12 protein-coding genes are annotated in these 23,521 nt (G+C 33.2%); all 12 read left to right on the forward strand.

What is annotated here, in order from left to right; genetic code table 11:
- Positions 1-9 precede the first annotated feature (9 nt).
- The 12 genes from FF125_RS03865 (at position 10) to FF125_RS03920 (ending at position 23,455) form a co-directional block, all read left to right on the forward strand.
- Positions 10-1,668, forward strand: coding sequence for a sulfatase (locus FF125_RS03865; RefSeq protein WP_138948541.1), 1,659 nt, complete (start codon positions 10-12; stop codon positions 1,666-1,668).
- A gap of 103 nt (positions 1,669-1,771) precedes the next feature.
- Complete coding sequence (locus FF125_RS03870) at positions 1,772-3,247, forward strand: sulfatase-like hydrolase/transferase (protein WP_138948542.1); 1,476 nt, start codon at positions 1,772-1,774, stop codon at positions 3,245-3,247.
- Between the two features lie 154 nt (positions 3,248-3,401).
- On the forward strand, positions 3,402-4,556 hold the full coding sequence (locus FF125_RS03875) for a mandelate racemase/muconate lactonizing enzyme family protein (RefSeq protein WP_138948543.1): 1,155 nt from the start codon (positions 3,402-3,404) through the stop codon (positions 4,554-4,556).
- 11 nt (positions 4,557-4,567) lie between these two features.
- Entirely contained in the window at positions 4,568-6,022 is a 1,455-nt protein-coding gene (locus FF125_RS03880; RefSeq protein ID WP_138948544.1) for an NAD-dependent succinate-semialdehyde dehydrogenase, read from the forward strand.
- Between the two features lie 2 nt (positions 6,023-6,024).
- Positions 6,025-6,789, forward strand: a complete 765-nt coding sequence (locus FF125_RS03885) for an HpcH/HpaI aldolase family protein (RefSeq protein ID WP_138948545.1) — start codon at positions 6,025-6,027, stop codon at positions 6,787-6,789.
- A gap of 667 nt (positions 6,790-7,456) precedes the next feature.
- Positions 7,457-10,099: a glycoside hydrolase family 3 protein gene (locus tag FF125_RS03890; protein ID WP_138948546.1), complete on the forward strand. Its 2,643-nt coding sequence runs from the start codon at positions 7,457-7,459 to the stop codon at positions 10,097-10,099.
- Between the two features lie 25 nt (positions 10,100-10,124).
- Entirely contained in the window at positions 10,125-12,161 is a 2,037-nt protein-coding gene (locus FF125_RS03895; RefSeq protein WP_138948547.1) for a transketolase family protein, read from the forward strand.
- A gap of 11 nt (positions 12,162-12,172) precedes the next feature.
- A complete protein-coding gene (gene fsa / locus FF125_RS03900) occupies positions 12,173-12,826 on the forward strand; it encodes a fructose-6-phosphate aldolase (RefSeq protein ID WP_138948548.1) in 654 nt (217 codons plus the stop codon).
- 60 nt (positions 12,827-12,886) lie between these two features.
- Positions 12,887-14,047, forward strand: a complete 1,161-nt coding sequence (locus FF125_RS03905; RefSeq protein ID WP_138948549.1) for an aldose epimerase family protein — start codon at positions 12,887-12,889, stop codon at positions 14,045-14,047.
- 315 nt (positions 14,048-14,362) lie between these two features.
- The gene (locus FF125_RS03910; protein ID WP_250629677.1) at positions 14,363-18,457 is read left to right on the forward strand and encodes a hybrid sensor histidine kinase/response regulator transcription factor; all 4,095 of its coding nucleotides are present in this window, start codon (positions 14,363-14,365) and stop codon (positions 18,455-18,457) included.
- Between the two features lie 480 nt (positions 18,458-18,937).
- Positions 18,938-21,952, forward strand: coding sequence for a SusC/RagA family TonB-linked outer membrane protein (locus FF125_RS03915; protein ID WP_138948551.1), 3,015 nt, complete (start codon positions 18,938-18,940; stop codon positions 21,950-21,952).
- Between the two features lie 18 nt (positions 21,953-21,970).
- Complete coding sequence (locus tag FF125_RS03920; protein WP_138948552.1) at positions 21,971-23,455, forward strand: RagB/SusD family nutrient uptake outer membrane protein; 1,485 nt, start codon at positions 21,971-21,973, stop codon at positions 23,453-23,455.
- The last annotated feature ends 66 nt before the right edge of the window (positions 23,456-23,521 follow it).

Consider the following 23,521-nt stretch of genomic DNA (forward strand, 5'->3'; position numbering starts at 1 on the left):
CTATATAATATGAGAATCGTAAATATCCTTTTTCTACTTGTGTTAATTGTTAGTTGTAAAACTAAAGAAGTTGCGGAGGAAGAACCAAATAAAAAACCCAACATTTTGTTTCTTGCTATTGATGATTTAAGGCCCGAAATTGGAGCATATGGTTCTGAGATAGCCATAACACCAAATTTAGATAAATTAGCTAGCCAAGGATTGTTGTTTAACAATGCATATTGTCAAGAACCTATATGTAGTCCTTCAAGAGCAAGTTTAATGACAGGGGCAAGGCCTGAAACTATTAAAGTGATAGAGAATTTTACTTATTTTAGAGATCTTAACCCCGATATTTTAACCTTACCGCAATATTTTTGGGACAATGGTTACGAAACAAGTAGTACTGGAAAAATTTATCATAACGAGAAGTTTGGTGATGCTAAATTATCATGGAGTAGAGAACCTGCATATGATAAAATGACAATTGAAAAAAGTAATACACCTGGAGGGTATGCTCTTACTGAGAATCAAGAGCTTTTCAGAAAAAGTACTGCTGAGGTAATAGAAAAGTATGGTAAGAATGCACCTAGAAATGGTTTGGGAAAAGGACCAGCTTATGAAAAAGCAGATGTTCCCGATACCTTTTACGACGATGGTTATAATGCAGAGTTAGCCATAGTAACCCTAAAGGATATGTTAGAGAAAAATCCTAATAAACCATTCTTCTTAGGAATGGGGATGAAAAAACCACATTTAGATTGGTTAGCTCCTAAAAAATATTGGGATCTGTATAACCCTGAAGATATTAAATTGGCAACCCAAACTACTGGCCCTGAAGGAGGTGCTGCAATGGGGCTTCATCCGTCATTTGAACTAAGGGCACGGTATGGTATTCCTAAAAAAGGACCGATAAGTGATACGTTGGCAAGAACTTTAAAACATGCCTACTTAGCAAGTGTAAGTTATGTTGATGCTCAAATAGGTAAAATGATTAATGCTTTAGATGAAGCGGGGGTTCGAGATAATACAATTATCATTGTTTGGAGTGATCACGGATGGCATTTAGGCGATATGGGTATTTGGGGTAAGGCGACTAATTATGAAATTGCAACACGTGTACCCTTGATCATTTGGACACCAGATATGCAAGAATCGGTACGGGGAACAAAATCGAATGCACTAGTGGAACTTGTAGATATTTATCCAACACTAACAGAATTAGCCGGACTCACTTTACCTGAGCATTTAGAAGGTCAAAGTTTTGTGCCGTTATTAAGTAATCCAGATAAAGAATGGAAACCAGCAGCTTTTACGCAATTTCCAACCCCAGCATTACGAGAATGGGCAGCAAATCCATTGTCTAAAGGTATGCGAGAAACATATTTTGGACCTTTAATTGAAGAGGTTGAAGGGAAAATAAAACAACAACTAGGTGATAAATGGGATAGGCCCTTATTTGAAAATTATTTAATGGGGTATACTATGCGAACAGAGCGATATCGATTTATGGTCTGGAGAGATTATAGAGACCCTGCTGCAGATCCAGTATTTTTTGAGCTTTATGATCATCAAAAAGATCCAACTGAAACAAAGAATATAGCAGGTCAAAACCCAGAACTTGTTGCGAAATTATTAGAACAATTTAATAAAGGCTGGAAAGGTAATATGGCTATTGTAAACCCTTAATATACAATAGAAATGAACAGCACTAGTATTGCGTTTTTTATTCTGGCACTGTTTTTATTTCTTACCAAAAAGTAATAAGGAAAATAATAACAAACATATGATTATGAGAAAATTGATATTAATTGCAATTGGAATTACTACATTTATTTGTAGTTGTTCACAGCCAAAATCAAAAGAAATAGCGAAAGTTAATAAGGCAGATGAAATTGTAGAAAGGCCTAATATTTTAGTTATTCTTTGTGATGATCTTGGATATTCAGATGTTGGTTTTAATGGGGCAAAAGACATTAAGACTCCTGCATTAGATAAATTAGCTAAAGATGGAACCATTTTTTCTTCAGCTTATGTCGCTCATCCATTTTGTGGCCCTAGTAGAACAAGTTTAATGACGGGTCGATATTCACATAAAATTGGAGCTCAGTTTAATTTACCACCAAATAGTGAAACGATTGGAAAAGGTATTGATTTGAATGAGACGTTTATAAGCAAAGTATTACAAGATTCTGGTTATGAAACTGGAGTTGTTGGTAAATGGCATCTCGGTTCAACTCCTCAATATCACCCTAATAATCGTGGTTTTGATGATTTTTATGGATTCCTTGGTGGCGGACATAAATATTTTCCAGAGGAGTATTTAACTACTTATGAAAAACAAAAAAAGGAAGGTGTAAAAGTTATTTTTGAATATTTAGTGCCATTAGAACACAATGGTGAAGAGGTTCGTGATACCGAATATTTAACAGATGCACTATCACATGAAGCGATAAGGTTTGTGAAGGATGCATCAAAAAAAGAAAAACCATTTTTCTTGTATCTTTCTTATAATGCACCACACGTTCCCCTTGAAGCAAAGAAAGAAGATTTAGAGAAATTTGCAGCCATTAAAGATAAAAAACGCAGATCATATGCTGCCATGGTTTATGCTGTTGATCGCGGGGTAAGCGAAATTGAAGAAGCCTTAAAAGCAACGGGACAGTTTGATAATACATTAATCGTTTTCTTAAGTGATAATGGAGGTAAGACAACCCAAGGGGCTACCAATTATCCTTTAAGTAAGGGTAAGGGCAGTACTCAAGAAGGTGGTTATAGAGTGCCTATGTTTTTTCATTGGCCAAATAAAGTACCAGCCGGAAAACGTTTTGATCATCCAGTATCCGCTTTAGATTTTTATCCAACTTTTGCAGGGCTTGCAAATGCTAAAATTCCTGAAGGAAAAAAACTAGATGGAAAAGATATTTGGAGTGATTTTTTAACTGGAAAAAATGCACATAAAGATGAAAATATTTATGTTTTACGTCATCGAGAAGGGTATACTGATGTGGGAGCAAGGTATAACCAATGGAAAGCATTAAAAGTTGACCAGAAACCTTGGCAATTATTTAATATTGATGAAGACCTAAGTGAAAAAAATGACTTAAGCAGAAGTCATCCTGAAATATTGAAGGAACTTGTTTTAAAGACAGAAGAATGGAGTAAAACGCACATTCAACCTAAATGGTTTCACGATGAGAAAACGGGCATAGAATGGAGACAGGATAGTATGCCTCATTTTGATAAAACCTTTAGTCTAATACCTTAATTTATTGATTTTTAAATTTGATAAAAGGGGTAAAATATGATTAGTTTAAGATAAAATTGTGAACATTAACGGGTAAGAAATGGTTAATTTTATTTCTCAAAATTAAAGGTTAATTGTTTGCTTAATAAAAGCTACACTAATAAAGATTATAATTATGACAATTGAAAAAATAGAAACTTTCATACTTAAAGATAAACTATCAAAAAGTTTTTTCTTTTCGCAATGGGAGTACTCAGAAAGATGTATTTGTGTAGTGAAAATAACCACGTCAAATGGAGAATTTGGATGGGGAGAAGGTTATGGTCCGGCAAATGTGCTTGAAGAAGGGATTAAATTTTTGGAGCCTTTTGTTATAGGTCAAAATCCTTTAGAAAATGAAGTGATTTGGCATAATATGTATAGAAAGACTTTGGATTTTGCCAGAAGAGGAATTCTTGTAGCTTCAATGAGTGCTATCGATATTGCTATTTGGGATTTGAAGGGGAAGATTTTAGGATTGCCAGTTTCAACTTTGTTAGGTGGAGCTCATAGAAAAAAAATAAGACCTTATGCAACGGGTTTATATTTTACTGATCATAAAAATCCTGCTAAAGATTTTACAGAAGAAGCAACTAGATATGTGAAACAAGGATTTAAGGCCATTAAAATGAAAGTGGGATTAGGGATCAAAGCGGACTATGAAAATGTAAAAAAAATAAGAGAAATTATTGGTGATGATATTCAGTTAATGGTAGATTCAAATCACGCGTATACCTTAAGAGAGGCAATCGCGTTATGCAAGAAAATTGAACCTTTTGATATTAGTTGGTTTGAAGAGCCAATATCACCAGAATATTATAAACAGTATAGTGAATTAAGAACTAAAACATCAATCCCTATTTCAGGAGGAGAATGTGAATATTTGCGATTTGGTTTCCATCAATTACTGAGAAATAATTCAGTTGATATTATTCAGCCAGACATTTGTGCTAGTGGAGGTCTTACTGAAGCTAAAAGAATAGCAGCATTAGCAAGTTCTTATGGTGTTGATTTAATTCCGCATACTTGGGGAACCGCAATTGGTATTCATGTGGCCCTTCATTTTATTTCTAATTTGGAAAATATTCCAGGAAGAATGTACCAACCAGATTTTTTAATTGAATATGATCAAACAGAAAATGGCTTAAGAGAACGATTAACCCATCCTAAAATTGAAATGGTAGATGGTATGATGGAAGTTCCTGATAGGCCAGGTCTTGGAATTGAAGTTGATGAAGATGTTTTAAGAGAATATTCAAGATCTAGCATTAAAATTAATAATAGTATTTAAGACGAGAAATAATGAAAACGCAAAATTTCGGATATAAAAAATTATATATAGATGGTCAGTTAGTTGATGCAGAAAGTGGAAAGAGAGAAGATGTTGTTTGTCCTGCAACGGGCGAAGTAATTGCTCAAGTTGCTAAGGCAGGAAAATCGGATGCGGAAAAAGCATTATTATCTTCTCAAAAAGGGTTTAAATATTGGTCAAAACTTTCTTTAATTGAAAGAACAGAATGGATGCATAAATTGCGTGATGCAATTTTAGAAAAAGAGGATGAGTTAAGAAATGCTATGGTTCATGAAATGGGTAAAACCTACGCGGGGTCATTAGAAGATATCCAAAGACTTACAGAAGCGTTGGAATGGTATCCGAACGCAATGAAAAATATGAGGGAAGAACAAATACCTGATTACGAGAGTACGCACACACATAAAATGATTGCCAAGCCAGCAGGTGTTGCTATTGCTTATTTAGCTTGGAATTTTCCATTGTTAAACGTAGGTTATAAAATTGGTCCAGCATTAGCATCTGGATGCTCTTTAATCATTAAACCATCTAGTTTATCGCCATTATCGACATATATGGTGGGTGAAATTTTGCACAATATTAATTTTCCTGCAGGCGTAGTCAATATTTTGGCAGGTTCTAGTAGCGAGGTAGCTACACCGATGACTACTAGTAAAATACCAGCAGTAATAACCATGATTGGTTCTACGCAAACAGGTCAAAAAATTATTGCAGATAGTACAACGTCTATCAAAAAATTAGGAATGGAATTAGGGGGTAATGCACCATTTATTGTTTTTGAAGATGCAGACTTAGAAATAGCTTTGGGCCTTGCAATTGGATTAAAATTTGGTAATACTGGTCAGATTTGCGTAGCTGCAAACCGAATTTTTGTTCATAAAAATATTTATGATAAATTTTTAAAAGAATATATAAAGAGAGCTTCAGAATTAAAAATAGGCTTTGGTATAAAAGAAAACGAAGACATTTTTATGGGGCCAATGGCTTCTAGAAGTGGTAGAGATAGAATGTTTAAATTAATAGATGATGCGGTTAGCAAAGGAGCTACCTTAGAATTTGGAGGTAAAATTCCAGAAGGTTTACCAGAAGGTGGAAACTGGATGCAGCCTTCAATAGTCTCTGGCACAACACCAGATATGAAACTATTCAGAGAAGAAATATTTGGTCCGGTTGCAGGTGTTATGCCTTTTGAAACTGATGATGAAGTTTTAGAATTAGCTAATGATACAGAATTTGGATTGGCATCTTATATTTTTACTAATGATAACAAGAGAATTGAAAGATTTACCGAAGAGTTAGAGTTTGGTGAAATTCAAATTAATGGTGTAAAATATGCTATTTATTTACCGCATGGTGGATTTAAAAATAGTGGTCTTGGTCATGATTGTTCTCACCTCGCCTTAGAAGATTATTTGGTTAAAAAACGTGTAACTTCAGCATTATAATTATGAGTAAAAATTTATTACAAAATAGTTTAAGGGAGGGTAAAACGTTATATGGTCCTTTTTGTAAAATACAAGATCCTGCAATTGTAGAAATCGCTGCTTTAAGTGGTTTTGACTTTGTAATTATAGATATGGAACACGGACCATTTAGTATTGAATCTACTCAAAATATGATTAGGGCTGCTGAAGCTAGAGGAATTACTCCTGTTGTGAGGGTTACAGAAAATTCTGAGACATTAATTCTTAGAACCTTAGATGTTGGTGCTAAGTGCATTCAAATACCTCAGATTTGTAAAAAAGCTGATGCTGAAAAGGTGGTTAAGGCTACTAAATTTTATCCGAAAGGAGAAAGAGGAATGTGTCGTTATGTAAGGGCTGCAGAATATACTAACATTAGTGCTCCAGATCATTTTGGAAAAGCAAATGATGACATTACTACCATTATTCATATTGAAGGGATGGAAGGTATTAACAACTTAGAGGAAATTGCACAAGTGGATGGGATTGATGTGATCTTTTTGGGACCCTATGATTTGTCTCAATCTTGTGGCGTTCCTGGTCAGGTTAATGATCCTAAAGTAGTAGATGCAATGAAAGGTGCTGTTGAGATAGCTAAAAAGTATGGGAAGTTTGTTGGTACTTTTACTGAGTCACCAGAAAAAGCAAAAATGTGGAAAGATATTGGAGTGCAATATATTTCTTACGCTGTAGATGTTGGTTTGGTAATGAATACTTTTAAAGAAATAACATGCCAGTTTAAGAGCTAAACGTTCTAATTCAAAAATAGAGTCCAATTAATTCGGTAAAAATGCTTTTTTGACGGGTTTATATGACTTACTTTTAGTACACTTTGTAATCCAAATATATGCTATTTATTTGGATTGTAAAATACAAATCGAGTATATATAAATATTGATTTGTTAAGAATAAAATGATCTATTCTCATAAATCACTTCAACTTATCGTTTCTTTGAACTTTTGCTGAAAATATATTTAACTTCATTAAGGATAATTTTAAATGGTGGTTAGATGAAGATTGAACTGTCTGTTCAATATAAAATCGTCTTCAAAAAGAGTACCATAATTCTCAAAATCAAGAGAGATTTTAAGTTGACTTATGCCAATTAGAGGTTTTTAGTCCTAATAAAAATCACTTTCCTTAATCAAATTTCTTCAACAAAAGGTTTTTAATCATTTTTTTTTACATTTCTAATTTATTCATGAAATTTGCACCTTTGTGTTCAATGAAATGTCAATAGAATCGTAAAATTTAAGAGACGCATCATTTGTCTTATAGGTTGATTGATTTGTGATAAGTATTAGAAGAACCTAGGTGTAAATTTGTAGCTGACTCCAAGGGATAATTAAAAATGAAATAGAAGGGCTTTGGAGCGATTTAAAAAAAAACGAACTATTTATTTTATCACCTCATTTATGAAACTCACTTTACAATTTAAAAAACCGAGTATTACATTAGTTTTAATGCTCATTATTGGTATTTGGAATTCATATAGTCAAAGTCAATTTAAATATCAAAACACATCACTTTCTAACGAAGAGCGTGTAGCTGACTTGATTTCACAAATGACTCTAAAAGAAAAGGTGTCTCAAATGAGATATGATGCTCCTGCAATTACTCGTTTGGGAATACCTACCTATAATTGGTGGAACGAATGCCTTCACGGTGTTGCTAGAGCCGGTGAAGCTACTGTTTTTCCCCAAGCAATTGGGATGGGTGCTACTTGGAATCCGGACTTGATGTTTAAGGTAGGTTCAGCAATATCTGATGAAGCAAGAGCAAAGCATCATAGTTTTGCAAATAGTAGTAGAAGGGGTATTTATCAAGGACTAACATTTTGGTCACCTAACATCAATATATTTAGAGATCCTAGATGGGGTAGAGGTCAGGAAACCTATGGTGAAGATCCTTTTTTAACGAGTAAAATGGCTGTTAATTTTATAAAAGCTTTACAGGGAGATGATCCAAAATATTTAAAAGTTATAGCAACAGCGAAACATTTTGCAGTACATAGTGGTCCTGAAAAGTCAAGACACGAGGATAATTATCACACCTCTAATCGTGATTTACGTCAAACCTATTTACCTGCATTTGAGGCGGCGGTTAATGATGCTAAAGTACACTCTGTAATGTGTGCATATAATCGCTATAATGATGAGGCTTGTTGTGGTAGTAATTTATTGTTAACAGATATATTACGCAATGAATGGAAGTTTGATGGATATGTAGTTTCTGATTGTTGGGCAATTAATGATTTTTGGGAGCCAAACAAGCATGAGCTTGTTGATACTCCGGAGGAAGCTGCTGCATTGGCTGTTGATAGAGGGACGGATTTGAATTGCGGTAGTGTTTTTGATCCAAACTTAACGGAAGCTGTGTTAAAGGATATAATTAAAGAAGATAAAATTGATTTAGCATTATCTAGATTATTTATGGCCCGCTTTAAATTAGGGATGTTTGATGGAGATGAAAATGTAAAATGGGCAAAAATACCTTACAGTGTAGTTTGCAGTCCAGAGCATTATCAATTGTCTGAAAAAGCAGCAAGAGAGGCAATGGTATTGTTGAAAAATGAAAACAATATGTTACCTCTTAATAAAAATATAAAGTCCATTGCTGTTATTGGCCCAAATGCAGATTTTGAACAAGTTCTTTTGGGTAATTATCACGGAACTCCACATAATAAAATAACTCCCTTAAAAGCAATTACAAAAAAGTTGCCAAATGCAACAGTTTATTACTCTCAAGGTAGTGAAATTGCTGAGGGTTGGCCATTGTTGACTGCAATTCCATCAGCTAATCTTAAAAATGGAGAATTTAGTGGTTTAAACGGTGAGTATTATCAAAATCAAAATTTTGAAGGAAAGCCCTCATTCAGTAGAAATGATGTTCAAGTAGATTTTAGTTGGTTATTAAAAAAGCCGATAGAAGAAATGAAGAGCGATGATTTTTCAGTCAGATGGACAGGGGAATTAATCCCCGAAGAAACAGGAAAATACAGAATTGGTCTTAAGGCGAGAACTGGAGGTAAAGTTTACTTTAATGATTCATTGCGAGTTGATTTTACTAATGAGCACGAACCTAAAACGGGGTATTTTGATGCTGAATTGAAAAAAGGGAAGGCATATACTGTTAAAATTGAATATACGAATCATCATACAGATTCGCAAGTGCACTTACTTTGGGCTAAAACGGATAAAAATTTATTAGAGCCTGCAATTGAAGTAGCTAAAAAGGCGGAAGTTATTGTACTCTGTTTAGGACTGTCTCCTGAAATTGAAGGTGAAGAAATGCCAGTAGTTCTAGAGGGTTTCGATAAAGGAGATAGGTCCGAAATTACGTTGCCAAAGTCGCAAATTAAATTAATGAAAGAAATTCAAGCTCTAGGTAAACCAACCATTTTAGTTTTAATGAACGGAAGTGCGTTGGCGATAAATTGGGCAGGTGAAAATATTCCAGCAATATTAGAAGCATGGTATCCTGGAGAGTTTGGTGGTAACGCCATTGCTGATGTATTATTTGGAGATTATAACCCTGCAGGAAGACTGCCAGTTACCTTTTATAAGTCTGTTGATGATCTGCCAGATTTTAAATCGTATGACATGGAAAATAGAACTTATAAATTTTTTAAAGGAAAACCTCTATTTCCTTTTGGTCATGGATTAAGTTATACTAACTTTACATATCGAAATTTCGCAGTGCCAAGTGGCGTAAAACCTGGGGAACAAATACCAGTATCAGTGGAAGTTACTAATGCAGGAGCGTTAAATGGAGATGAAGTAGTGCAATTATATGTGTCGTTAGATGAGAGCAATGAAAAAACTCCAATAAGATCACTGGTTGGTTTTAAGCGGATTCAATTAAAAGCTGGAGAAACAAAAATTGTAAAATTTAATATTTCTTCTGAGAAATATGCCTATATAAAAGAAAATGGCGAAGCAGAAATTAGAAAAGGAATGATTACCGTCTCAATTGGAGGGAAACAGCCTTCTTTTAGTGGAATAGCAGATGCATCATCGACTCAGGTAATAACAAAAAAAATAAAGATAACGAACTAAACGATGTTAATTTAAGATTAAAAACATGAACAAACAAATTGATCAACAAGCAGCTGATAATATACGTGCATTAGCAGTAGCAATGGTAGAAAAGGCAAATTCAGGACACCCAGGAGGTCCAATGGGAGGAGCAGACTTTATGCATATCTTATATTCAGAATTTTTTAATTATGATCCTACAGATATGACATGGCCGTTTAGAGATCGTTTTTTTATGGATGCTGGCCATTTATCAACATTAATGTATGCTCAGTATTATCTTTTAGGTAATTATAAGAAAGATGATGTTGCCAATTTTAGACAATGGGGTTCAATAACTCCTGGTCATCCAGAAGTTGATGTGAAAAGAGGAATAGAGAATACATCTGGGCCACTGGGTCAAGGTCATACTATGGGGGTTGGAGCTGCTATTGCAACCAAATTCTTAGAAGCTCGATTTGGAGATTGGATGAATTATAAAACGTATGGTTTTATTTCTGATGGTGGAGTTCAAGAAGAAATTTCACAAGGAGCAGGTAGAATTGCAGGACATTTAGGGTTGAGTAATTTTATTATGTTTTATGACTCTAATGATATTCAGTTGTCAAGTTCTACAGATGAAGTTACGAGTGAAGATACTGAAATGAAGTATAAAGCTTGGGGCTGGAATGTGTTGACTATAGATGGGCATAATCATGATGAAATTAGAGAAGCATTAACAAATGCTAACAATGAGACAGAAAGACCAACTTTAATTATTGGTAAAACCATAATGGGTAAGGGTTGTGTTGCTGCTGATGGAAGTATGTTTGAAGGCTATTGTGAATTGCACGGCCAACCGATAGGAAATACGGGAGCAGATTATGCAAAAACAATGGTAAATTTAGGAGCAAATACTGAAAGTCCATTTGATATTTTTGCCGATGTAGAGCAATTTTATAAAAACTTGATAGAACGAAAAACTGCTGAAGCAGCGAAAAAGAAATCAGAAATTGCGACATGGAAAAGTGAAAATGAAGCATTAGCTAAAAAATTAGATTTCTTTTTATCTGGAGAATTACCAGAATTAGATTTTGAATCCATTGAACAAAAAGCAGGATTGGCAACAAGAGCAGCTTCTTCTAATGTGTTAGCGTATTTAGCTGAAAATGTAGAAAATATGATTGTGTCTTCTGCAGATTTATCAAATAGTGATAAAACAGATGGTTTCTTAAAGAAAACACATGCATTACAAAAAGGAGATTTTAGTGGTTCGTTTCTACAGGCAGGTGTTGCGGAGTTAACAATGGCTTGTATTGCAAATGGTATTGCGTTGCATGGTGGAATTATTCCGGTAGTTGCAACATTCTTTGTGTTTTCAGATTATATGAAACCAGCTATTCGATTAAGTTGTATTCAAGAGTTACCTGTAAAATATGTTTGGACGCATGATGCTTTCCGTGTAGGAGAAGATGGACCTACACATCAGCCAGTTGAGCAAGAAGCTCAATTGCGATTGTTAGAAAAATTAAAAAATCATAGTGGTAATCCAAGTTTCTTAGCATTAAGACCTGCTGATTCAGCAGAAACAAGTGTGTCTTGGAAAATGGCTTTAGAGAATAAAAGCACGCCTTCAGGTTTAATACTTTCAAGACAAGGTATTAAAGATGTAGAAGCAATTGGTTCTTCAAGATATACTGAAGCTTTAGCGTCAGAAAAAGGAGGTTATTTAGTGAAAAAAGTTGAAAATCCAGATGTTGTTTTAATAGCAAACGGATCAGAAGTTGCCACTTTAGTTGCTGCAGCTGAAATTTTAGAGTCTAAAAATGGATTAAAAGTGAATATTGCTTCAATAATTTCAGAAGGATTGTTCAGATTACAATCTAAAGATTATCAAAATAGTGTAATTCCTAATGATAAGCCGTTGTTTGGTTTAACTGCAGGTTTACCAGTCAATCTTCAAGGATTAGTTGGTGCTAATGGCAGTGTCTTCGGGTTAGATCATTTTGGATATTCAGCACCGGCAAATGTGCTTGACGAAAAATTTGGATTTACAGGAGAGAAAGTAAGTAATGAAGTATTAGAATATTTAAAAACCTTATAAAAATAAATTATATGAAATTTTTTATAGACACAGCAAATCTTGACCAGATTAAAGAAGCTCAAGATTTAGGAGTATTAGATGGAGTTACTACAAACCCATCATTAATGGCAAAAGAAGGAATTACTGGAGCTGAAAATATTTTACAACATTACCGTGATATCTGTGAAGCAGTTGAGGGCGATGTATCTGCAGAGGTTATTGCAACAGATTATGAAGGAATGGTTAAACAAGGTGAAGAGTTAGCGGCCTTAAATCCTCAAATTGTTGTGAAATTACCAATGATTGCAGCGGGTGTTAAAGCGTGTAAATATTTTTCAGATAAAGGAATTAAAACGAATGTAACCTTGGTGTTCTCTGTTGGGCAAGCATTGTTAGCAGCCAAAGCAGGAGCTACTTATGTGTCTCCATTTTTAGGTCGTCTAGATGATATATCAACAGATGGATTAAATTTAATAAAAGAAATTAGGCTTGTTTATGATAACTATGGTTTCAAAACTCAAATATTAGCCGCATCTATTAGAAATACAATGCACGTAATTAACTGTGCAAAAATAGGTTCAGATGTAATGACTGGGCCTTTATCATCAATTACGGGATTATTGAAACACCCACTTACAGATAGTGGATTGGCTCAATTTTTAGCCGATTACGCGAAAGGTAATTAAGAACATTTTTTTAATGAGTTAGCCGGTGAATCAAATTTCATTGGTTAACTTTTTTGTATAATGATACGTCAGAACAAATTTATTGGTAATTTATTAATTGCAATTTCCGTTTGTTTTTTATTTCAATGTAAAAAGGATACAAAAAGCAGTTTAAATTTAAAGGATGACGCTCTAAAAAATCATGCTATGACTATTAGTAAAAGTAAGTATGGAACAACTCCTAGTGGAATTTCTGTAGACTGTTTTACATTAAAGAATAAAAATGGTGTTGAGGTTGAAATTATAAATTATGGAGGAATTGTAAAATCCATAAAAGTTCCTAATAAAAAAGGTACAATAGAAAACGTTGTTTTAGGATACGATTCGTTATCTCAATATATAAATGGTGATTCTTTTTTAGGTGCCACTATTGGACGTTTTGGAAACCGCATTGCAAATGGTAAATTTACCTTAGATGGTAAAGAATATACCTTAGCTTTAAACAATGCTCCAAATAGTTTGCATGGTGGAGATAAAGGCTTTGATAATGTAATTTGGAAGGCAACTACAAAATCAGATGAAAATTCTGTTTCTTTAGTCTTAAACTATCTTAGTGTAGATATGGAAGAAGGGTTTCCAGGAAATTTAAATACAACAGTAACGTTTACCTTAAATTCTGACAATGCTTTAGATATTTTATATGAGGCGAATACAGATAAAAAGACAATAATCAACCTAACAAACCATTCTTATTTTAATTTATCTGGTAATTTTAAGAATGACATTTTAGACCATAAATTACAAATACGAGCAGATAAAATAGTACCCGTAAATAAAAACCTTATTCCAACTGGTGAGCTTGTTTCAGTTGAAAATACACCTTTTGACTTTAGATCATTTAAAATAATTGGTGCTGATATTGATGCCGATAATCAACAAATAAAGTTTGGTTTTGGGTATGATCATTGCTGGGTGTTGAAAAATCAAAATGACGATGTAAGGCTAATTGCAGAAGCATATCATGAAGAAAGCGGAAGAGTGCTTGAGGTTTTTTCCGACGAACCTGGAGTTCAATTTTATACAGGGAATCATCTTAATGGCACGCATGGTAAAAGAACAGGATTTTGTTTAGAAACACAACATTATCCGGATTCTCCAAATCAGGTGAATTTTCCGTCAGTTGTGCTGGATGTTGGTGAAACTTATAGCTCAAGAACAGCTTATAAATTTTCTGTTAAGTAGCTTGTTGTTAGGGGATAACGATATAGAGAAAGTTCATGCTTTTTACCAAGATAGGTGTGCTAATTCTTACAAACAATTCATAGGTTTACTAAAAGGTACTTGATAATAGTAATGAAATATTAAGTATTTTTTTTATTTTAGAATCCGCTTATTTTAATAAAATAAAAATTTTCAATACGTATAAAGAACAATTACAGATTTATGTTAAAGGACGATAACAGTGTGGTAAATAGAGTGAGTTTGAAAAAACTGATGCTACTATTTCTTGTTTTTTGTTGTTTTTTTACAAGTAATTTGTCTGCACAATTGCCAAATTTGGACTACAGTTTTGTCAATATAAAAAATGGAATATCTAATGTTGCCATTTCTACAATTATTCAAGATCAGTATGGTATTATTTGGATGGGTACCAATGGAACAGGATTAATAAGGTATGATGGTATTGATCATATTTCGTACAAACATAAATTAAATGATGCTAGCTCTATAAGTAATAGTCTCGTTAATTGTGCAAAGTTAGATTCTAAAAATAGAATATGGATTGGCACTGAAGAAGGACTGAATTTGTACAATCAAGATTTAGATCAGTTTAAAAAGATTTCTTTGGGCAATGAAAAACAAACCAATGCTTCCATTCGTAGTATAGAGCAAGATAGTTTGGGTAACCTTTTTGTGGGTACCTATAAACAAGGGCTTTTTAAGTTGAATTTAGAAAGTTTTAAGTCTGAAAAAGTGTCCAATTCTACTATAAACAACCAATCTGTTTTCATAAATATAAATAGTATTCAGCTAGCAGGATCAGGAAGAGTATTTGTCGGTACAAATTTGGGATTAAAGGAAGTTGATGTGGAATCAAATTCATTAGTTAATGTGGTTTATGTTGATAAAAACGAGAGAACACCAATAGCTAATTTTATAGAAGCGATGTTGGTAGATACCGATAATAATTTATGGGTAGGTACTTTGTCTGACGGTATTTTTAAATTTAAGATTGGGAATGGTCCTGGTAACGAACTAACTGAATATAATCATTTTGCGATTTCTGATAAAATGATTATGACGATGATTCAATTAGACGACCATAGCTTGATGATCGGTACAGAGAATGATGGACTATTTCATTTAGAGACTTCGGGTAAAGTAATTAAGAATTATTTACTGAATAAGCAAGATGAAAAAAGTATTCATTCGAATTCTATCTGGTCGTTATTTTTAGATTCAAATAAGAGAATTTGGATGGGGTATTATAATAGTGGTCTGGCAGTAAGCGATAATTTATATGATAAGTTTAGAAATATAGAGAGTTTATCACGTAATCCAAATTCTTTAAAAGCAAATTCCGTTATGGGAATTGTAAAAGATAAATCAGATAGGTTATGGATTGGTATGGATGGTGGTGGTATAGATATTTATAATCTGAAAACGGACAAATATACACATATTAATAAAGAAGAAAATTTTCCTTATTCTGGATTGACGAGTGATTATATTGAAACTATTTTTATTGATAGTAAAGAGAATATTTGGGCTGGAAGTTGGGATAGTGGTATTTTTCTCTTGAAGAAAGGACATAAAAAATTTATTAATTACAATATAGAAAATACAAAAGGGAAATTAACTTCAAATACCATACTAAGTATTAGTGAAGATCCAGATGGTACTATTTGGATAGGTACTTTTTTTAAAGGGCTTCACTCTTTTGATCCAGTTAGTAAAGAAATTACGCATTATAATTCAAAACCTTTTGTTGAAAATGGCATTACTACGAGTGACGTTAGAAAGGTGTTAGTTGATCCAGAAAGTAACATTTGGTTGGGTACTACGAAGGGGTTGTTTAAGATAAAAAAAATACCCAGTGGCCAGTTTTCAATAGTTTCTATGGAAAAAAGGTTATCTGAAAAATATGGTAATTATGCCAGTGCGAATCATATTTTATCATTACACTTAGGTACTGATAATATTTTATGGATTGGTACAAGAGGGGCTGGTTTGTGTAAATACAATCTTAATACTGATGAGCTAGAGTGGTACAATAGGTTGTCGGGTTTACAAGAGGAGAATGTCGCAGGAATTATTCAAAGTAAAGAAGGAGATTTATGGTTAACAGGTAATGAAGGCATCTCAAAATTAGATAGAAAGAATAATACTTTTATAAATTATACAGTCAATGATGGTCTACTTTCCAATGACTTTAATTTTAATGCTGCATTAAGAGATAAAGAGGGTATTCTTTACTTCGGTAATTTTAAGGGTATTGATTATTTTAATCCTAAAGACATTAAAATTAATAATAGCGTGCCTTCATTATATTTAGTGGGTTTTAAATTATTTAATGAATCCGTACTTCCTTATCAAAAAAACTCACCATTAAAAAAAGTAATTGCAGAAACTAAAAGTATTACGTTAGATAATTCACAATCGGTATTTACAATAGAATTTGCTGCTATTAATTATACAAGACCTGAAAAAAATCAATACGCTTATTATTTGGAAGGCTTAGAAAGTTCTTGGAATTATGTGGGTAATTTACGTAGTGCAACGTACACACATTTAAATCATGGAGAATATGTTTTTAAATTAAAAGCGGCTAATAATGATGGCGTATGGAATGAAGTGCCCTTAAGTTTATCTATTAAAATTCTACCTCCATGGTGGAAAACGAATTGGGCATTTTTGACCTATTTCGCTCTTCTTTTATTGATTTTATATTTACTCTATAATATCACACAGAACAGAATTAGAGAAAAACAAGTAATCGCTAATGAGAGAAGTAAAAGGTTTCAAGAAGAGGAGTTAAATGATAAGAAATTTCAATTTTTTACCAATATATCTCATGAGTTTAGAACACCATTAACACTTATTCTAAGCCCGTTAACAAATTTAATTAACAATAAAGTTGTGAATTTTCCTGATGATGTCAAAGGAAAACTTCAAATTATTGAAAAAAATGCAAAAAGATTATCAAGGTTAACCAATGAGTTAATGGACTTTAGAAAATTGGAGCAACATAAATTAAAAATTAAAGCGAATAAAATTAATCTAATTCCATTTTGCGAAGATATTGTTAGTTACTTTGACGAAGAGGCCACTCGGAGGAATATTTATTTGAATGTAGATGCCGATGTTTCCGAATTAGATTTGTGGGCAGATAAAAATATGCTTGAAAAGATAATTTTCAATATTTTGTCCAATGCATTTAAAGTTACTCCAGAAGGAGGTGCTATTACTATCGAAATATCAATGAAAGATTCGAATTCTAAATTAGAGAAATTGAACGATAATTTACTGATAAAAGAATATGTAGCCATAAGTATATCTGATACAGGCCCGGGTCTAGAACCTGAACAATTAACTAAAATATTTGAGCGGTTTTATCAGGTTGATAATTTAAATAAAGCGTATTATGGAGGAACAGGCATAGGTTTAGAGGTTGTTCAAAGTTTTGTTAGATTACATAGAGGTGCTGTTGATGTGGAAAGTGAAATAGGTATTGGAACAAAATTTAAAGTGTTATTGCCTTTCGGTAAAGAACATTTAGATAAAAGTGAATTGGCAAGCGTTAGTGAGTCAGAAAATTTTGTAAGAAATAAACAACCTTTAATAGAAAATTTATCAAATGAGCAAAACAAAATTGGTCTAATAGAAAAGGGTTCAAGGTCAGATACGCTTTTAATAGTTGAAGATAATGTTGAGTTGAGAGATTATTTAAAAGGGGAATTAGAAGAATTCTATAAAATCATTGCAGCTAATAATGGTGTTGAAGGCTTAAAATTGGCTAATGAAAATTTACCAGATATTATTATCAGTGATATTATTATGCCAGAAATGGATGGGCTTGAATTTTGTAAAAAAATTAAGACTGATATTAGAACCAGTCATATACCAATTTTAGTGCTTACGGCCAAGTCTAAATTAGATGATAGAATAGAGAGTGTTGAAATAGGGGCCGATGCCTATATGAAAAAACCTTTTGACATGAGGTTAGTAAAATTAAGACTTGCACAACTAATACAGAGTCGAAAACTAATCTTCAATAAGTATTTTAGTGAAATTAGTGGAGCTGAAGAGAATAAAAATGCGACCTCTATTGATAAAGAGTTCATACAGAAAATTTTGACTTACATTAATGATAATATTAGTGATTCAAATCTCAGTGTTGAAATTCTAGCATCACAATTAAACCTTAGTCGCAGTCAATTATATAGAAAGGTGAAAATGCTAACGGGTCAAACGGTTAATGAATTTATTAGAAATATAAGATTGCAAAGGGCAAATCAATTACTGGAATGTGGAAGTGCTACCATAAGTGAAATTTGTTATCAAGTGGGCTTTGCATCTCCTTCTTACTTCACAAAATGTTTTAAGGCTCACTTCGGAATTTTACCTACCGAGGTTAAGGTTAAACAATAGTAGAAGTTATACAATTAACTTCGGACTAACCAATTTGGTATATCTACAATTTGTTTAAACCTATTAGAATATTCGATAATTACCAATAAAATAAACCTAAAAGTTGGAGTAATTATCACTTGTTTTGAATCATTGTAAATGTGATATCCGTAAAAAAACAATTGAAATTATATCAATTGACATAATTTTGAGACTTTTTTTTGAATAATACAAATGATGCATTCAATATGTTTAATACGCTAGTTTAACCATGTTCAGAGCATTTTGCAACAAATGTATTATGCGATGCAGGATTTGTATTATAATTGATATGGTACAACTTTCTATATTTGAAATCTGAATTAATCTGATCACAATCGTAGATAATCATTTTAGAGAACAGGATGGTACAGGTTAATTCTTACTTTGATTTAATTTAAAATTGTACTAATTAGATTAAAAAAAATAGCATAAAATTTTACTAACTTAAATATATTAAATATGATGAAGCTTAAAATCGCAATGATCGCTTTGGTGATGATTTGCACACAAAGTGTTCTTTCACAAACTAAAACCGTAAGTGGAACGGTAATAGATAGTGACGGGATGACACTACCGGGAGTTACAATTCTCGTAGTTGGAACAAGTAATGGTGTAACTACTGATTTTGATGGTAAATATCAAATCGAAAACGTAAGTGCAACAGATCAATTATCATTCAGTTTTATAGGAATGAGTACACAAACAATTACTGTTGGTGCACAATCAACTATTAATGTAACTTTATTAGTTTCAGCCGAAGCTTTAGACGAGGTTGTAGTAGTTGGTTATGGAACACAAAGCAGAGCAGAGGTTACTGGAGCAATTTCTTCAATTGATTCAGATGAACTAGCTGCACTTCCAGTTGCAACTGCAGAGCAAGCCTTACAAGGTAGAGCATCTGGTGTAACTGTAATAAACAGTGGTTCTCCTGGTACAGCTCCAATAGTGAGAATTAGAGGTTTAGGTACGGTGGGTAATAATAATCCATTATACGTTATTGATGGTGTTATTACAGGTAGTTTAGCTGGTATAAGTACCAATGATATTGAATCAGTAAACGTTTTAAAGGATGCTTCCACAACAGCAATTTATGGATCACAAGGTTCTAATGGTGTGGTTATGGTAACCACTAAAAAAGGAAAATCAGGTAAAGCCAAAATTTCCTTTAATACTTATGCAGGTTTTCAAAATATAACGCAAAGATATGATGTGTTGAACACACAACAGTATTTACAATATGCAAATGATGCATTTAACTTTACACCTTCTTCTCCTAATAGTTCTTTAAATGCCGAGACAAATTGGCAAGATGAAATTTTTCAAAGTGGAGTATTACAAAATTATGATTTAAGTGCTTCAGGCGGTAACGAAAATTCTAATTATAGATTTTCAGCGGGTATTTTAGATCAAGAGGGAGCAGTTGTTGGAACTGGATTTAAAAGGTATTCTTTTAGAGCGAATAGTGGATTTACATCTGGTAAATTTAAATTTGGCGAAACTATGGCCGTATCTTTTAACAGCCAAAACCCAGAACTTTCAGATGGAGGTCGTTCGATAATTGAGCATGCGATAAAAATGGCACCTTATTTAAGTGTATATAATGCTGATAATTTAGGTGGATTTCAAGGTCCAGATAATACTTTAGATGGTCAGGATGCTGTAAACCCAGTAAGAATTATGGAATTAGGTAATAACCTAAATAAGACAACTGCGATTACAGGTAGCTTATTTGCAGAATTTGAAATTATTGAAGGATTAAAATTTAAATCTCAAGTTGGTTTAGACTACTACTCGTATAATAATAATAGATTTGTACCATCATATAATGATGATAGTGTAGCAGGGGCTTTTACTGGCTCACAACTTTTTGCATCAATAACAAAAAATACAGGTGTAGGACAGACGGTCACATTTACCAATAGTTTAAACTACGAAAAAACGATTGCAGATGTGCATAATTTTGATGTATTATTGGTGGCTGAAAAATATGAAAACAATGTGTCTTACATAAATGCTGCTAGTCAAAATCTTATTAGTGATGAGGTAGATCAAGTTTCAGATCAAGGTTCTGCTTTGAAGAGTGAATCTTTTGAAACCAATAGAATTGGTTATTTAGGAAGGGTTAATTACAATTATGATGGCAAATATATTTTTGCTGCTTCTATTCGTAGAGATGCTTCATCACGTTTTGGTGAAAATAATCGTTGGGGTACTTTTCCTTCATTAGCTTTAGGTTGGAATATTGCCAAGGAAAGTTTTATGGGAGATAGTAAATTCAGTAATTTGAAAATTAGAGGAAGTTGGGGGCTTGTAGGTAATGACAATATTTCAAATTATTTATATAGTCCAACACTAACCAGTGATTTTACCTACCCAATTGGAGGTGTAGCAGCAGTAGGTACTACCGCAGCAGGTTTAGCCAATCCAGACTTAAAGTGGGAGGAAACTACCATGGTTAATATCGGTTTAGATTTTGGTCTTTTTAATGAAAAAGTTACAGGTTCTATTGAGTACTATAAAAATACGAGTGATGACTTGTTAATGAGCAGAACAACGCCTGTATCTTTAGGATTCCATGCGGGGTCAATTACAGAAAATGTGGGATCAGTGGAGACCAATGGTTTTGAATTAAATTTAGGCTACAATCATTACGGAGATGATTTCTCATGGTCAGCCAACCTAAACTTAGGGACTAGTAAAAATGAAGTAAAATCTTTAGGTCAATTAACTGAGATTACTGGTGCACTTTTTGAAGGATCTGATATTTCAAGAATATCGGTAGGTGAATCTTTATTTTACTTCTATGGTTTAGAAACGGATGGTATTTATCAAACGCAAGCTGAGGTTGATGCTGTATTTACGGCTAACCCTGGCCAAACAACGGTTCAGCCTGGAGATATTCGATTTGTAGATCATAGTGGTGATGGAGATATAACTTCTGATGATAGAGTTGTTATCGGTAATCCTTACCCTGATGTAACATATGGTTTAAATTTAAGTGGTGATTATAAAAATTGGGATCTTAATTTATTTATTGCAGGAGTTGCAGGTAATGATGTCTATAACACAAATATTTATGATTTAGAAGGAATGCCGAGATTGTTTGGAGCAGGTACTGCTGTTTTAGACAGATGGACGCCAAGTAACGCTTCTAATAGTGTGCCTAGGGCAGGTGGAGCTCCGCAAAACGTTGCTATTTCTGATCGATTTGTAGAAGATGGTTCGTATACAAGGTTAAAAAATATATCTTTAGGCTATACTTTACCAGAAAACGTATTTGGAGAAAAATTATTCTCTTCATTTAGAATTTATGTAAGTGGACAAAATTTAATTACATTATCTGACTATTCAGGTTTGGATCCAGAAATTGGAAATTCTACAGTGCTAACGAATTCGGCATTCGAAACAGGAATTGATAGAGGTAATTATCCTCAACCTAAAACATTTTTGTTGGGTTTACAAGTTACATTTTAATAAATAAAAATATAAATTATGAAAAAATATAAATTAATCTTTACAATTTTCACTATGCTATTGCTTGTAAATGCATGTAGTGAAAAAGATTTGGAGTTAACAAATCCAAATCAATTGTCACCTGACACCTTCTTTAAGAATGAGGCACAGGTTCAATCTGCGGTAAATGCTGTATATGCAAACTTTCAAACGCATGGTATGTATTCTAGAGGAATGTTTTTTTCTTCCGATAATATGTCACATGAAAATGCGGGTAATCCACAATTGGAAGCAGATAAAAAACAATATCTAGATTTTTCTTTTGATTCTAGTCACGGGCTGAATAAGGCCTTTTGGGATAGTTGTTTCAGGGGAGTGAATAAAGCAAATTTTGTAATAGAAAATAAAGAAGCGATAGATGTCATACCAGAAGGTTTGATGAGTGCCACTACCAAAGCGAAATTTATTGGTGAAGCTAAATTCTTAAGAGGACTGTATTATTTTTGGTTAGTCGTTAGATATGGTGATGTTCCTTTGATTACGGTAATTCCAGAGGCTCCAGTAGGCTTTCCGAAAAGTTCAGCAGATTTAGTGTATCAGCAAATAATAGACGATTTAAAAGATGCCCAAAACACATTGCTTGACAAAGGAGATGAAGATAATGGTAGAGCTAATAAAGGAGCTGCTACAGCATTATTAGGTAAAGTGTATTTATATAGAGGTGAGCATGCTTTAGCATTAGCTGAATTTAATAAATTGTCAGGTTATGCCTTAGAGGCAAACTTTTTTGATAATTTTAAGGAAGAAACAGAGCATGGCGTTGAGTCTATTTTTGAAATTGAATATGATGATGATTTAGGGTTCTCTGCACAATGGAATTCTGATGTTTCTGGAGCTGGTCCAAATGAAGCTACTTTTAGAGGTCAAGAATACGGTTGTTTAGATTGGTTTAACGTGTATCCTTCAGATGATTTGTTAGATGAATATGAGGCAAATGATACTAGATTTGGTGATACTTTTTACTCTGTTGGTGATTCTTATAAAGCTGGAGAGTTGACAATTACTACATCAAATTTAACTGTTGGAACAGATGTTCGAAGAGCGGGTTGGAAAAAGTATCAAAATTATTATAAAGATGCTGCTGAAGATCAAACTTCAGGTATAAACTTTAAATACTTAAGATATGCAGATGTGTTATTAATGATGGCTGAGTGTGAAAATGAAGTGGGAACGCAATCAGATGCAGTGGGTTATATTAATAGAGTAAGACTAAGAGCTGGTTTAACGGGGTTAGCAACAACCTTAACTAAAGACCAAGTTTTTGATGCAATTGTTCATGAACGTAAGGTAGAGTTAGCAGGTGAACAAGTTCGTTTTAATGATATTATCAGATGGGGTAATGCATCTACTGAATTAGTAGGAACCAATTTTCAAGCAGGTAAGCATGAATTAATGCCAATACCAGATGCGGAGATTAGCTCAAATGAAAACATCAATGCTGAAGATCAAAACCCTGGTTATTAATATTTAAAAAAAAATATTATTTGAGTTAGTTTGAAAACAGCGTATTAATATTTAATACGCTGTTTT

The organism is Aureibaculum algae, from assembly GCF_006065315.1.
In the GTDB taxonomy this organism is placed as follows: Bacteria; Bacteroidota; Bacteroidia; order Flavobacteriales; family Flavobacteriaceae; genus Aureibaculum; species Aureibaculum algae.

Bases quoted from the DNA above. Each gene is read 5' to 3' on its own strand.
- FF125_RS03915 (WP_138948551.1), top strand. From the start codon at position 18,938: ATGATGAAGCTTAAAATCGCAATGATCGCTTTGGTGATGATTTGCACA.
- FF125_RS03895 (WP_138948547.1), top strand. From the start codon at position 10,125: ATGAACAAACAAATTGATCAACAAGCAGCTGATAATATACGTGCATTA.
- FF125_RS03865 (WP_138948541.1), top strand. From the start codon at position 10: ATGAGAATCGTAAATATCCTTTTTCTACTTGTGTTAATTGTTAGTTGT.
- FF125_RS03920 (WP_138948552.1), top strand. From the start codon at position 21,971: ATGAAAAAATATAAATTAATCTTTACAATTTTCACTATGCTATTGCTT.
- fsa (WP_138948548.1), top strand. From the start codon at position 12,173: ATGAAATTTTTTATAGACACAGCAAATCTTGACCAGATTAAAGAAGCT.
- FF125_RS03885 (WP_138948545.1), top strand. From the start codon at position 6,025: ATGAGTAAAAATTTATTACAAAATAGTTTAAGGGAGGGTAAAACGTTA.
- FF125_RS03870 (WP_138948542.1), top strand. From the start codon at position 1,772: ATGAGAAAATTGATATTAATTGCAATTGGAATTACTACATTTATTTGT.
- FF125_RS03905 (WP_138948549.1), top strand. From the start codon at position 12,887: ATGATACGTCAGAACAAATTTATTGGTAATTTATTAATTGCAATTTCC.
- FF125_RS03890 (WP_138948546.1), top strand. From the start codon at position 7,457: ATGAAACTCACTTTACAATTTAAAAAACCGAGTATTACATTAGTTTTA.
- FF125_RS03875 (WP_138948543.1), top strand. From the start codon at position 3,402: ATGACAATTGAAAAAATAGAAACTTTCATACTTAAAGATAAACTATCA.
- FF125_RS03880 (WP_138948544.1), top strand. From the start codon at position 4,568: ATGAAAACGCAAAATTTCGGATATAAAAAATTATATATAGATGGTCAG.